13 protein-coding genes are annotated in these 13,614 nt (G+C 65.8%); 11 read left to right on the top strand and 2 right to left on the bottom strand.

The genetic code is table 11. The features are described 5' to 3' along the window. The 8 genes from ACRWQA_RS13435 to murB all read left to right on the top strand — a co-directional run bounded on the left by ACRWQA_RS13435 (position 1) and on the right by murB (position 6,403). Positions 1 to 669, top strand: coding sequence for a MotA/TolQ/ExbB proton channel family protein (locus ACRWQA_RS13435; RefSeq protein ID WP_263583400.1), 669 nt, complete (start codon positions 1 to 3; stop codon positions 667 to 669). Then, the gene (locus tag ACRWQA_RS13430; protein ID WP_263583401.1) at positions 666 to 1,094 is read left to right on the top strand and encodes an ExbD/TolR family protein; all 429 of its coding nucleotides are present in this window, start codon (positions 666 to 668) and stop codon (positions 1,092 to 1,094) included. The genes ACRWQA_RS13435 and ACRWQA_RS13430 overlap by 4 nt, the downstream gene beginning before the upstream one ends. After that, complete coding sequence (gene msbA / locus ACRWQA_RS13425; protein ID WP_263583402.1) at positions 1,091 to 2,848, top strand: lipid A export permease/ATP-binding protein MsbA; 1,758 nt, start codon at positions 1,091 to 1,093, stop codon at positions 2,846 to 2,848. Before ACRWQA_RS13430 ends, msbA begins: the two co-directional genes overlap by 4 nt. Further along, a complete protein-coding gene (lpxK, locus tag ACRWQA_RS13420; protein ID WP_434229042.1) occupies positions 2,845 to 3,855 on the top strand; it encodes a tetraacyldisaccharide 4'-kinase in 1,011 nt (336 codons plus the stop codon). Before msbA ends, lpxK begins: the two co-directional genes overlap by 4 nt. Before the next feature lie 66 nt (positions 3,856 to 3,921). Next, positions 3,922 to 4,131, top strand: coding sequence for a Trm112 family protein (locus tag ACRWQA_RS13415; RefSeq protein WP_263583404.1), 210 nt, complete (start codon positions 3,922 to 3,924; stop codon positions 4,129 to 4,131). After that, a complete protein-coding gene (gene kdsB, locus ACRWQA_RS13410) occupies positions 4,131 to 4,907 on the top strand; it encodes a 3-deoxy-manno-octulosonate cytidylyltransferase (RefSeq protein WP_434229041.1) in 777 nt (258 codons plus the stop codon). The genes ACRWQA_RS13415 and kdsB overlap by 1 nt, the downstream gene beginning before the upstream one ends. A 12-nt stretch (positions 4,908 to 4,919) precedes the next feature. Next, entirely contained in the window at positions 4,920 to 5,399 is a 480-nt protein-coding gene (locus ACRWQA_RS13405; protein WP_434229039.1) for a low molecular weight protein-tyrosine-phosphatase, read from the top strand. After that, the gene (murB, locus tag ACRWQA_RS13400; RefSeq protein WP_434229038.1) at positions 5,396 to 6,403 is read left to right on the top strand and encodes a UDP-N-acetylmuramate dehydrogenase; all 1,008 of its coding nucleotides are present in this window, start codon (positions 5,396 to 5,398) and stop codon (positions 6,401 to 6,403) included. The genes ACRWQA_RS13405 and murB overlap by 4 nt, the downstream gene beginning before the upstream one ends. Positions 6,404 to 6,496: 93 nt before the next feature. Here murB and rne read toward each other — a convergent pair whose 3' ends face one another. Beyond that, entirely contained in the window at positions 6,497 to 9,694 is a 3,198-nt protein-coding gene (rne, locus tag ACRWQA_RS13395; RefSeq protein WP_446326186.1) for a ribonuclease E, read from the bottom strand. A 565-nt stretch (positions 9,695 to 10,259) separates the two neighbouring features. Here rne and ACRWQA_RS13390 point away from each other — a divergent pair. The 3 genes from ACRWQA_RS13390 to sppA are packed head-to-tail and all read left to right on the top strand — an operon-like array spanning position 10,260 to position 13,012. Further along, entirely contained in the window at positions 10,260 to 11,207 is a 948-nt protein-coding gene (locus tag ACRWQA_RS13390) for an RluA family pseudouridine synthase (protein WP_263583409.1), read from the top strand. A 37-nt stretch (positions 11,208 to 11,244) separates the two neighbouring features. Beyond that, entirely contained in the window at positions 11,245 to 11,895 is a 651-nt protein-coding gene (locus ACRWQA_RS13385; RefSeq protein WP_263583410.1) for an HAD family hydrolase, read from the top strand. Between the two features lie 22 nt (positions 11,896 to 11,917). Further along, positions 11,918 to 13,012: a signal peptide peptidase SppA gene (gene sppA, locus ACRWQA_RS13380; RefSeq protein WP_263583411.1), complete on the top strand. Its 1,095-nt coding sequence runs from the start codon at positions 11,918 to 11,920 to the stop codon at positions 13,010 to 13,012. Here the strand turns inward: sppA and ACRWQA_RS13375 are convergent. After that, positions 12,997 to 13,593 (bottom strand): Maf family protein, encoded by a 597-nt coding sequence (locus ACRWQA_RS13375; protein ID WP_434229034.1) that lies wholly within the window; start codon positions 13,591 to 13,593, stop codon positions 12,997 to 12,999. The genes sppA and ACRWQA_RS13375 overlap by 16 nt on opposite strands. Between the last annotated feature and the right edge of the window lie 21 nt (positions 13,594 to 13,614).

Genomic DNA, 13,614 nt, shown 5'->3' with positions numbered 1-13,614 from the left:
ATGGACATGATGGATGCGCTCATCGCCGGCGGCTGGCTGATGATCCCGCTGCTGGGATGTTCGCTGCTGGCGACGGTGATCATCATCGAGCGCCTCTGGACCCTGCGTGCCAAGCGTATCGCGCCTTACGGACTGGGGCAGGAAGTCTGTTCGCTGGTGGCGCGCGGCCAGGTCAACCTCTACTGGCTGGAGGGCCATTCGCCGCTGGGTGGCGTGCTGGCTGCCGGGCTGCGCAATGCGCGCCTGGGCCACGAGCAGGTCAGGGCGCGGCTGCAGGAGGCCGCCACAGCGGTGATTCACGACATGGAGCGCTTCCTGACTCCCTTGGGTACCATTGCCGCCATTACGCCGCTGATCGGTCTGCTGGGTACCGTGGTGGGGATGATCGACGTGTTCGCGGTGATCGTTTCCGCTGACGGCGCGGGGCGTACCGCCGAACTGGCCGGCGGCATCTCGCGCGCCCTGGTCACCACCGCGGCGGGCCTCACCGTGGCGATTCCGGCGCTGATGTTCCATCGCTATTTCCTGCGCCGTATCGAGGAGATCACCGTACGCATGGAAGAACAGGCTGGGCAGGTAGTGGAATTTCTCGCCCACTATCGTGGCGAGCTGGGCTTCAGCGAGCAGCGTGAAGGTGAGCGTCCCACGGTGGAGACCCGAGGCTCGTGAAGTTCGCGCGTCGTCGCCGTGATCCGGTGGAGGTCAACCTCACGCCGCTCATCGACGTGGTCTTCCTGCTGCTGATCTTCTTCATGGTATCGACCACTTTCGAGACTCGTCAGGCGCTCGAGCTCACGCTCCCCGAGAGCGCTGCGGGAGTTGACCTCGAGGTCTCGCCGGTCACGCTGGTGGTAACCGAGCAGGGACGCTACCGACTGGGTGAGCGGGAACTCGCCGCCGCCGAGCTTGGCGATGCGCTTGCCGTCGAGGCCGATCAGGCCAGATTGCATGGGCTGGTGGTCGAGGCCGATGCCCGGGCGATGCATGCCGATGTGGTGCGAGCACTCGACCAGGCGGGGATGCTCGGCATCCGTCAAGTTCGCATCGCCACGCGCGAAACACAGGCAATATCTACGCAAGCGGAGACACCGTGATTCAAGACCGGACCCAACATTCGGGCTGGGCCCTTTACAAGCAGCTGCTGGCTTACGTGAAGCCCCACTGGATCTCCTTTTCCCTGGCGATCGTCGGCTACGCTCTCTATGCGGCCTCCAGCACGGCTCTGGCCGAGATGATGAAGCGCCTGATCGATGGCATCCAGGACCCGGATGCCTCCTTTCGCCTCTTTCTGCCCCTGTTCGTGGTATTCATGTTCGCGATCAGGGGACTGGGGACCTTTCTCGGCACCTATTTCATGAGCAACGTGGCACGCAACGTGGTGCATGCTCTGCGCTGCAACGTGTTCAATCACATGCTGCACCTGCCAGGAAGATTCTTCGATTCTCACTCCAGCGGCCACTTGATCTCGCGGGTTACCTACCACGTGGAGCAGGTCACCGGGGCGGCGACCAATGCGATCACCATCCTGCTGCGTGAAGGCCTGTTCGTGATCGGCCTGCTGTCCTACCTGATGTGGACCAACTGGATGCTGACCCTGCTGTTCCTAGCCGTGACGCCTTTGATCGGAGGCGTGGTGAGCTATGCCAGCAAGCGCTTTCGGCGCATCTCCCAGCGTATCCAGGACTCCATGGGCGACGTGACCCATGTGGCTTCCGAGGCTCTCACCGGCTATCGCGTGGTGCGCACTCACGGCGCCGAGGCGTATGAGAAGGCGCGCTTCGCCCGGGCCAGCGACTACAACCGTCAGCAGAAGATGAAGGAAGCCCTGACCAAGGCGATCAGCACGCCAGTGATCCAACTGATGATCGCGGTGTCACTGGCCATCCTGGTATGGCTGGCGATGTCGCCGGCGCTGCTGGCTGACATGACGCCCGGCGAGTTCGTCGCCTTCATCACCGCTGCCTCGCTGATGGCCAAGCCGGTGCGACAGCTCACCGAGATCAACAGCGAGATCCAGAAGGGGATCGCCGCCGCTGGTGAATTGTTCGGCCTGATGCAGGTGCCTGCCGAACTCGACGAGGGAACTCGCGAGCCCGAGCGTCTCCAGGGCCGGGTCGAGCTGCGCGGGGTGCGCTTCCGCTATAGCGAGGATCAGCCCGAGGTGCTCAAGGACATCAACGTGGTCATCGAGCCCGGCGAGATGATCGCTATCGTGGGGCGCTCCGGCAGCGGCAAGTCGACCCTGGCCGGGTTGCTGCCGCGCTTCTATCGCACCACCGCCGGCCAAGTGCTGATCGACGACGTTCCCATCGATGAGTACCGCCTGGCACCGTTGCGTCGCCAGATTGCCTTGGTGTCGCAGCAGGTGACCCTGTTCAATGCCAGCGTGGCCGACAACATCGCCTATGGCATGCCGCAGGCCGAGCGTAGCAGCATCGTGGCAGCGGCGAAGGCGGCTTATGCCCATGAGTTCATCGAGCGGCTGCCCCACGGCTACGACTCCATCATCGGCGACAATGGCGTGATGCTCTCCGGTGGGCAGCGTCAGCGCCTCGCCATTGCCCGGGCAATTTTCAAGGATTCGCCCCTGCTGGTCCTCGACGAGGCGACTTCGGCGCTGGATACCGAGTCGGAGCGCTATATCCAGCGGGCACTCGAGGTGGTTTGCCGTGGGCGTACCACCCTGGTCATCGCCCATCGCCTCTCCACCATCGAGCGTGCCGATCGCATCCTGGTGATGGAGCAGGGCCAGATCGTCGAGCAGGGCAACCATGCCGAACTGCTGGCGCGCGACGGCGCCTATGCCGCGCTGCACCGGCTGCAGTTCCAGGAAGCTCCAGTGTCATGAGCCAAGGTCTGGGTGAGCGCTGGCTGCAGGCGGCCTACGGCGACGCCACCTGGCTCAGGGCGCTACGGCCACTCGAGGTGGTGTATCGCTGGGCGATGGCGCGTCGCGCTGCGGCCTACCGCACTGGGCGTCGCAAGGTATGGCGGGCCACAGTGCCGGTGATCGTGGTCGGCAACGTGACCCTGGGTGGGACGGGCAAATCCCCTCTCGTGGCTTGGCTGGCCCGCTACCTGACGGAGCGTGGCTGGCGACCTGGCATCGTGTCGCGAGGGTATGGCGGCAAGACGGACGGGGACACGGGCTATCCGTTACACGTCACGACACGGACGCCCATTGCCCAGAGTGGCGACGAACCACGCATGCTGGCGCGTCAGACCGGCCTTCCCGTGGTGGTCGACCCCGACCGGCCGCGTGGGGCGCGAGCGCTGATCGAGCAGGGCTGCGACATCCTGCTCAGCGACGATGGCCTGCAGCATCTGGCATTGGGGCGCGATATCGAACTGGTGGTCGTGGACGGCCGCCGTGGCTTCGGCAACGGGCATTGCCTGCCGGCAGGCCCCTTGCGCGAGCCGCTGGCACGTCTCGCCGAAGTGGATGCGGTGTTGATCAACGGCGAGCCGGCCTTCGTGCCGCCCGCCGGCGCCTGGACCATTCGTCTGGCGCCGATTCGCTGGCGTTCGCTGGCAAGTGGGGAGACGCATCCCCTGTCGCCGTTGCCATTTCACGGCCCGGTGCATGCCGTGGCGGGTATCGGCAACCCCGGGCGTTTCTTCGACACCCTGGCGGCGCTGGGGATGGAGGCGAAACCGCATGCTTTTGCCGATCATCATCGCTTCACGCCGCAGGATCTGGCCTTCGATGATGGCCTGCCGGTGGTGATGACGGCCAAGGATGCCGAGAAGTGCAACACTATGGCCCTCGATCACGGCTGGGTACTCGAGGTCGAGGCCGAGCCATCGGTGGAATTCGTGGCCTGGCTGGACAGTCGCCTGGAAGGGCTGCGATAACCGTAGGGTCGAATGGATGAGGGCTTAAACTCGTGGACGATAGCCGTGAACGATAGAGGTGAAACGATGGACAAGGAACTGCTGGCCATGCTGGTCTGCCCGCTGTGCAAGGGCAAACTCAAGTACGACCGCGAGGCCCAGGAGCTGCTGTGCCACTATGACGGCCTGGCCTATCCGGTGCGCGATGGCATTCCGGTCATGCTGCCGGAGGAGGCGCGCCGGATGGAAGTCGATGAGAAGTTGCCGCCTTCCCCCGGTCGCACCGGAGAGGCGTGATGGCGCAGGACAATGCCTTCATCGCGGTGATTCCGGCACGTTTCGGCTCCTCGCGCCTACCGGGCAAACCCTTGCTCGACATTGCCGGTGAGCCCATGGTGGCGCATGTCTGGCGCCGTGCAAGCGAGAGTTCCGCCAGTCGTGTGGTGGTGGCCACCGACGATACGCGTATACACGACGCCATGCTGGCGCTGGGCGCCGAGGTGGTTATGACCCGCGCCGACCACCCCTCCGGTACCGACCGTCTGGCCGAGGTCGCCGACCAGCTGGGGCTCGCCGCCGATGCCGTGCTGGTCAACGTCCAAGGCGATGAACCCTTGATCCCGCCGCGCTTGATCGATCAGGTCGCCATGCGACTGCATGATGACCCGGGCGCCTCCATCGCTACACTTGCCGAGCCTATCGCCGACGTCGAGACGTTGTTCAATCCCAACGTGGTCAAGGTGGTGCGGGCGCTTTCCGGTCGCGCTCTCTATTTCTCCCGCGCTCCCATTCCCTGGGACCGCGAGTCGTTCGCTGCGCGTCCCGAGTGGCTCGAGACCGATGCCTGGCTACGCCATATCGGACTCTACGCCTACCGCGCCGCCTTCCTGGCGGAGTATCGCGACTGGAGCCCCTCGGCGCTGGAGCAACTGGAGCAGTTGGAACAGCTCCGGGCGCTGCACCACGGCCATGCCATCCAGGTGGCCCTGGCTGCCGAGCCCAATCCGACCGGCGTCGACACGCTCGAGGACCTGGAGCGTGTCAGGGCCTTGCTGACCGCAAACCGTAAGTAGGGAGAAGGCGCCATGCGCGTTCTGTTCGTCTGCCTCGGCAATATCTGTCGCTCACCTACCGCCGAAGGGGTGTTTCGTCGGGAGCTCGAGTTGGCAGGACTGGCGCATCGTGTCGAGGTCGACTCGTGCGGCATCGGCGACTGGCACGTGGGCAAGTCGCCCGACCCGCGTTCCGCGGCTGCTGCCCGTCGGCGCGGTATCGACTTGAGCGAGCTGCGCGCACGCCAGCTGTTGGCCGAGGATTTCCAACGCTTCGATTACCTCCTGGCCATGGATCACCATAACCTGGCGGCGTTGCGGCAACAGTGCCCTGAAGGATGCCAGGCTTACATCGGTCTTTTTCTCGACTTTGCCGGCCATGTCGACCGCTCGGTACCCGACCCCTACTACGGCGGCGACCGGGGCTTCGAGGAAGTGCTGGATCTGGTCGAGGCCGCTTCCCGCGGTCTGGTCGAGAATATCGCCCGGCGGCTCGAGAGGCAGCGGCATTGAGCGATAGCCCTCTGGCCGACCATGATCTGAGCGCGGCCAATACCTTGGGATTACCCTGCCGTGCCGAACGTTTCGCCGCACCGGCGGCCATCGGGCCGCTGCGCCTGCTGCTGCGCCAGGCGGCCGATCAGGATTGGCCCCTGACCATACTCGGTGGAGGCAGCAATCTGATCCTGCCCGGGCGGTTACCGGGTCTGGTGATCAAGCCGGCGCTACCCCACTGGTGGCTGGAGCGACAGGGCAGTAGCGTTCTGGTACACGTCGGGGCAGGGGTCGAATGGCATTCGCTGGTCATGGCCCTGGCCGGTCGCGGGCTGTGGGGCACGGAGAACCTGGCGCTGATACCGGGCTTCTGTGGTGCCGCACCGATCCAGAACATCGGTGCCTATGGCGTCGAGCTGTGCGAGGTGCTCGAGGCGGTCCAGGTGCTGTTCGTCGACGATGGCCGGCCTGCGGTGCTTACGCCCCAGGAGTGTGCCTTCGGCTATCGTGACAGCATCTTCAAGGGCGAGCTGCAGGGCAGGGTGGTCATTACCGGCTTGATCCTGCGCCTATCCCGAGTGGCATCTCCGCGCCTGTCGTATGGTGACCTGGCCCAGCGGGTCGGGACGCATCCAGGCCCGCTCGAGGTGGCCGAGGCGGTATGCGCCATTCGCCGCGAAAAGTTGCCCGACCCGGCAGAGCTGGGCAATGCCGGCAGTTTCTTCAAGAATCCCATCGTCGAGCGGCAGCGGGCCGAGGAAATTTTGTCGTCATGGCCCGAGGTGCCGCATTTCGAACTGGCGGATGGGCGTGTCAAGCTCGCGGCCGGTTGGCTGATCGATCAGTGTGGGCTCAAGGGGTGGCGCTCGGGCCATTTCGGCGTACACGACCGCCAGGCTTTGGTACTGGTTCACTTTGGGGGAGGCAGTGCCGCCGAGTTATTGGCCTTTGCCGATCGCGTGGTCGAGCAGGTTCAGGCACGCTTCGGTGTAGTGCTGGAACGCGAACCCAGACTGGCTTGAGTCCATCGCAAGCGAAGTCGCACGTTAATCATCCGTTCCGCCAACGAAAATGGCCCGCGCAGTGCGCGGGCCATTCGTTTGCGACAGGGTTTGTCAGCCCTGGTTGCCTTTGTGCGCTTCCTGCTCACGCCGACGGATCTCGCGCGGATCATTGTGCGCGCGTCGACGTCGACGTGCGGCAGCAGGCGACTCCTCGATGGCAGGTTTATCCTCGGCCTCGGGTGCTTCGGTCTTGGCCGATTCCGGCTGCTCGGCTTTCGCCGGCTCGGCAGGTTTCTCCGCCGACTTGGGCGCATCCGCTTTCGGCTGCTCGGCTTTCACCGGCTCGGCAGGTTTCTCCGCCGGCTTGGACGCATCCGCCTTCGGCTGCTCGGCTTTCACCGGCTCGGCGGGCTTCTCCGCCGGCTTGGGCGTGTCGGCCTTGGGCTGCTCGGCTTTCGGCTGCTCGGGTGTCACCGGCTCGGCGGGCTTCTCCGTCGGCTTGGGTGCGTCGGCCTTGGGCTGCTCGGCTTTCGGCTGCTCGGGTGTCACCGGCTCGGCGGGCTTCTCCGTCGGCTTGGGCGCGTCGGCCTTGGGCTGCTCGGCTTTCGGCTGCTCGGCTTTCGCCTGCTCGGGTGTCACCGGCTCGGCGGGTTTCTCCGTCGGCTTGGGCGCATCCGCCTTGGGCTGCTCGGCTTTCGCCTGCTCGGGCGTCACCGGCTCGGCGGGCTTCTCCGTCGGCCTGGGCACGTCGGCCTTGGGCTGCTCGGCTTTCGCCTGCTCGGGTGTCACCGGCTCGGCGGGTTTCTCCGTCGGCTTGGGCGCATCCGCCTTGGGCTGCTCGGCTTTCGGCTGCTCGGGTGTCACCGGCGCGGCGGGCTTCTCCATCGGCTTGGGCGCGTCGGCCTTGGGCTGCTCGGCTTTCGCCTGCTCGGGTGTCACCGGCTCGGCGGGCTTCTCCGCAGGCTTGGGCGCGTCGGCCTTGGACTGCTCGGCTTTCGGCTGCTCGGTTGCGGGCTCAGCCTGTTCGCTCGCTTGCAGGCGCTGCTGCTCGGCTTCGGCCTGGGGATTGATGGCGTGCTGGCGCGTGCGGTTGCGCGGATTGTTGCGCGTGCGCTTGGGCTTGCCATCGTCGACCTTGGTGGGTTCGGACGACTGCTCGACAAGCTTTTCCTGGGACTCGACCTTCTGCCGACGGGGAGCTTCGTCACGGCTGCGAGGCTTGGCCTGACGACCTTCTTCGGTGGCTTGGGGCTTGTCGGCACGCGCCTGGTTGCGACCGCGGCCGCCGCGTCCTTCATTGCGGCCTTCCGTACGTCCTTCGCTTCGTCCTTCGCTTCGACCAGCTGCGTTGTCCTGGCGCGCCTCCTGGCGTGAGTCGCTGCGAGCACTCTCCTGCTGGCGTGCCTGGCCGCGCTGGCTGCGACCGTCGTCCTGGGAGTCGCCGCGCGAACGACGCCGCTGTCGGCCGTTGCGCTCGCCACGCTCATCCTCGCCGCCGCGGGCCGGCGGGGGAGTGGCCGGCTTGCGGGGTTCCGCCGGCGTGGCCGTATCGCTCTCGGTACCGCCGAGCAATTTGCTGACGCCTTTCAACAGGCGACCGAGCACGCCGGCGGCGGGGGCTGCTGGAGCTGCAGGAGCAGGAGTCGCGACCCGAGGAGCAGGCGCTTGAGGGGCCGGTTCCTGTTGCAGGGAGGCTGGCGCCGGCTCGTTATGGATCACCGTCTTCACGGCCGCCTCCGTGCGGGCAACCGGTTTGGCGATGCTGGTGTCCGGTTCCTTGCCGATCTCGGTATGTACCGAGAGTTCGAAGCTGGACTTGTCCTGGTCGCCTTCCTCTTCGATATGGTCGTCACGCAGGCGCTGCACGTCGTAGTGCGGCGTATCCATATCGGGGTTGGGCAGCACCAGCACGCGTACGTCCTGGCGCTTCTCGATGTCGGCCAGTACCGCACGCTTCTCGTTGAGCAGGTAGGTCGCCACCGGTACCGGCAGGATGGCGCGGATCTGGGCGCTGCGCTCCTTCATCGCCTCTTCCTCGATCAGGCGCATGATCGAGAGCGACAGCGAGCGCACATCACGGATGGTGCCCTGGCCGTTGCAACGCGGGCAGACCACACCGCTGGTCTCGCCCAGCGACGGGCGCAAACGCTGGCGCGACATTTCCATCAGGCCGAAACGCGAGATGCGGCCGATCTGTACCCTTGCACGATCGAGCTTGAGCGCGTCGCGCATGCGGTTCTCGACCTCGCGCTGGTTGCGCGCCGGGCTCATGTCGATGAAGTCGATCACCACCAGGCCGCCGATGTCGCGCAGGCGCAATTGGCGAGCGATCTCGTCGGCCGCCTCGAGGTTGGTCTGTAGCGCCGTCTCCTCGATGTCGCTGCCACGGGTGGCGCGCGCCGAGTTGATGTCGATGGAGACCAGGGCCTCGGTGTGGTCGATGACGATGGAGCCACCGGAAGGCAGCTTCACTTCGCGCTCGTAGGCAGTCTCGATCTGGGACTCGATCTGGAAGCGTGAGAACAGCGGGACTTCGTCGGCGTAGAGCTTGATCTTCTGCTGGTACGAGGGCATGACCTGGCGAATGAAAGCCAGGGCGCGCTGATGCACCGTCGGGTCATCGATGAGGACCTCGCCGATATCCTGTCGCAGGTAGTCGCGCATGGCGCGAATGATGACATCCGACTCGCGGTAGATCAGGAAGGGCGCCGGGCGCTTGCCGGCCTCCTCGGTGATCGACTCCCATACCTGAACCAGGTAGTTGAGGTCCCACTGCAGCTCCTCGCTGCTGCGGCCGATCCCGGCGGTGCGCACGATCACACCCATTTTCTCCGGAACGGTGAGTTGGCCCATAGCCTCCTTGAGCTGGGTGCGCTCTTCGCCCTCGATGCGCCGCGAGATACCGCCGGCGCGCGGGTTGTTGGGCATCAGCACGAGGAAGCGGCCGGCCAGACTGATGAAGGTGGTCAGCGCGGCTCCCTTGTTGCCGCGCTCCTCCTTGTCGACCTGCACGATGACTTCCTGGCCCTCCTTGAGCACCTCCTTGATGCTGGGACGCCCCGAGGTGTCCTTCAGGAAGTACTCGCGGGAGATCTCCTTGAGGGGGAGAAAGCCGTGACGATCTGCCCCGAAGTCGACGAAGGCGGCTTCGAGGGAGGGCTCGACGCGGGTGATCTTGCCGCGATAGATATTGGCTTTCTTTTGCTCCCTGGCACCCGACTCGATGTCCAGGTCATACAGGCGTTGTCCATCTACCAGCGCGACGCGCAGCTCTTCCGGCTGGGTCGCATTGATGAGCATCCGTTTCATGTTGTCTCGCAAACTGGACGCGCCGGTAGGCTTCGAAGAAGGCGAACCTCTGGGTGCTGCGTGCTTGTGCTCAGCGCATGTCGCGGATGCGCAGTGGCGCCCGATCGTACCGGTGCCCAAAACGGGACCAGCACGACATGATCATGTTGAGTACGTGGCGGAGGCAGGACATGTCTCGGTGGGGCTTCTCCCATCCGGCCCTGCTGTCACCGCCAGACACCTGGCATTCATCGATTCGCCAACGCCGGCCACCGGCACGATGTGGAACGATTCCCGTGGCCACCGCTCGCCTGTCACTGTCGCGAGTCGGGTCCGGGCGTGGCGTCACTACTTGTCTACTTTCTAGCGTCTATCACTCGTTGGCGTCGGGACCCATTGTAGGGGTCGTCGCTGCCCGATTTCGTCGCTCCGGCCTGCGTGTCTGTCGTGCAGGCGCCATGGGACCGAAGGGATCCATCCGAGCGAGCTCGCAATATAGCAGTATTGGCAATCGGCAGCAATTGGCGCAGCGCGTCGTCGAGTGCGTTAGAATGCGGCCTCACAACGGATTTTCAGCGGGAGTGTCATGGCCGAGGGGCGCGACGTACAGTGGGTGGAGGTGGGCGAAGGCCAGTCGGGCCAGCGGGTCGACAACTTCCTGATAACGCGCCTGAAAGGCGTGCCGCGGACGCTGGTCTACCGCATCGTGCGTAAAGGCGAGGTGCGGGTGAACAAGAAGCGGGTAAAGGCCGATTATCGCCTGCAGGTGGGCGACATGGTACGGATCCCGCCGCTCAAGATGGCCCCGCGCGAGGCGGTCAAGCAGGTCAGCGAGGGGCTGCGCAACCTGTTGGCTGGTAGCGTGCTGGTGGAAGGGCCGGGCTGGCTGGTGCTCAACAAGCCGGCCGGTCTTCCGGTGCATGGCGGCAGCGGCGTCAAGATCGGCTTGATCGAGGCGCTGCGCCAGGTACGCGAGGACCTCGATTTTCTCGAGCTGGTCCATCGCCTCGACCGTGACACCTCGGGCTGCTTGCTGTTGGCCAAGTCGCGCCCGGCGCTGCTCACGCTCAACGAGGCGCTCAAGCATCACCAGATGGACAAGCGCTACCTGGCGCTGGTGGCAGGGCGTTGGCCCGCGCGACGGGAGTTCGTCAGCGCCCGCCTCGACCGTTACGACGCCGGCAATGGCGAACGCCGGGTGCGCGTGGATTCGGCCGGCAAGGTGGCTCGTACGCGCTTCGCCGTGCGCGAGGCGTTCCCCAAGGCGACCCTGATCGAGGCCGAACCGGTGACCGGGCGTACCCACCAGATCCGCGTGCATGCCGCCCATGCCGGCTACCCCCTGCTCGGCGACGACAAGTACGGCTCGCGGGAAGGGGCGTCGCTGGCCCGTCACCTGGGCCTGTCACGTCTGTTCCTGCATGCCGAGTCGCTGACCTTTCCCGAACCCAGCAGCGGGCGCCCGGTACAGATTCGAGCGCCTCTGCCCGACGAGCTCGAGGCCGTGCTGGCGCGCGCCCGGGAGAGTCGCTGAGGCGCGACTTGCCACTCAAATCACGACCGGAGCCGCTATGCGCTATCGACTGGTGATTTTCGACTGGGATGGCACCTTGATGGATTCCGCCGCCCGTATCGTCTCCTGCATGCAGGCGGCGGCGCGCGATGCCGGCTGGGGGCATCTCGAAGATGCCGCGGTGCGCGACATCATCGGCCTGGGGCTTCCCGAAGCCATCGACCGGCTGTGTCCGGGCATCGACGCCGAGCGCTTCGAGCTGCTGCGTGCCCGCTATGCCCACCACTTTGTCGAGGGCGACAAGACGCCGATGTCCTTCTTCGACGGCGTCGAGGTCGGTGTTGCCACGCTGTGCGAGCAAAGAGAGCGACGGCTGGCGGTGGCCACCGGCAAGAGCCGGCGCGGGCTCGACCGAATCTTCCGCGAGAGCGGCAGTGGCGGCTGGTTCCATGCGAGTCGTACCGCCGACGAAACCCGCTCCAAGCCGCACCCGCAGATGCTCGAGGAGTTGTTGGTCGAGCTGGCCGTGCCGGTCGAGGAGGCCGTCATGGTGGGCGATACCGAGTACGACCTGGAGATGGCGCGCGCTCTGGGCATGGATCGTGTCGCCGTGACCTGGGGCGTGCATACACCCGAGCGGTTGGCGGCGAGCCGTCCTGTCTATACTGCCCAGGCGGTAACCGAGCTGTTCGACTGGCTGAACCAATAGCAGGTGAAAGGAAGACGAGCTAATGAGCGATGACAAGCGAGAAGGTCGCGACCAGCGCGAGGACCGCTGGACCGAGGGGCCGGAGCTGACCCCCGAGCAGGCGAGCGAGCTGCGGCAGGCCAAGAGCGAGAAGCCGGCCTCGTCAGCGGAGAGCGCCGAAGTGCTGCGCGAGCGCCGGCGCCTGGCACAGCAGGAGATGCTCGACCGCTGGATCGACGGGGTGCTGGTCGAGCAGCGTCGTTCGCGGCGCTGGAAGTTGTTCTTCCGCCTTTTCTTCGCCGCGCTCATTCTGGCTTCGCTGGCCGCCACTTTCTACAGCCTGTTCGGCGACCCAGGCTCGGAGCCGGAGCGTCAGCATCTGGGGGTGGTCAAGGTACAGGGCGTGATCGACAGCGAGTCGCCGGCCAGTGCCGAGCGCATCATCGAGGGGCTGAACCGGGCCTGGGAGTCTGGCAGTGCCGCCGCCGTGGTGCTGCACATCGACAGCCCTGGAGGCAGCCCGGTGCAGTCTCAGCGCGTCTACAGCGAGATCCTGCGACTGCGCGAGGAGGGCGACAAGCCCATCATCGCGGTCATCGAGGATGTGGGGGCCAGCGGCGCCTACTACATGGCGGCGGCAGCTGACGAGATCGTCGCCGCGCCGGCGAGCCTGGTGGGCTCGATCGGCGTCATCTTTGCCAGCTTCGGTTTCGAAGAGGCGATCGATCGCCTCGGCATCGAGCGGCGCATCTATGTCAGCGGTGAGAACAAGGGATTCCTCGACCCTTTCTCGCCGATAGCGCCGGAAGAGCGGGAATTCTGGCAGACGGTGATGGATACCACTCATGGTCAGTTCATCGAGGCCGTGCGCCAGGGGCGCGGCGACCGCCTGGCCGATGACGAGCGGCTCTTCACGGGGCTGATCTGGAGCGGCCAGCAGGCCCTGGAGCTGGGGTTGATCGACGGTATCAGCAGCCTCGACGCCCTGAGCCGTGAGCTGTTCGGCGAGGTACGGCTGCACGACTATACGCCGCGACTGGACCCCTTCGAGCGGCTGTCTCGTCAGTTCGGCCGGGTAGCCGCCGAGTGGATGGGCATGTCGTCCAGTGGTGCCCCGGTACGCTACCAACTGCCTTGATCCCCTAGTGGATCAAGGCCCGCTTCGCGCAGCAGTGCGCACAACCGGATCAGCGGCAGGCCGATCAGCGTATTGGGGTCATCGCCCTCGAGCTTCTCGAACAGGGTGATGCCGAGCCCCTCCATGCGAAAACTGCCGGCGCTGTCCAGCGGCTGTTCGCGCTCCACGTAGCGGGCGATCTCAGCGTCGCTGAGACGGCGAAAGAGTACGTCGTAGCGCTCGTGGCAGACCCAGTGGCGTGCGTTGCGGGTATCGATCAGCGCCAAGCCGGTGAGGAAGGTCACGCGACGACCGGAGAAGCGTGCCAGCTGAGCCCGGGCCGTCGCTGCATCGCCGGGCTTGCCGAGGATGTCGCCGTCGAACTCGGCGATCTGATCCGAGCCGATCACCAGGTGCTCCGGGTGTGTCTCGGCCACGCGACTGGCCTTGGCCAGCGACAGCCGGTGAACCAGCGCTACAGGCGCCTCGCCGGGGCGTGGTGACTCGTCGATGTCGGGGCTTGCCCAGGCGTAGGGCAGCCCCAGTCGGTCGAGGAGTTGGCGGCGCCAGCGGGAGCCGGAAGCGAGAACGAGTCGAGGCATGGTGCACTCCTGCGCGATGGG

The sequence above is a fragment of the Billgrantia sp. C5P2 genome, assembly GCF_051062895.2.
The sequence above is the reverse complement of the archived record's forward strand: the minus strand, read 5'-3'. Positions and strand labels throughout refer to the sequence as shown.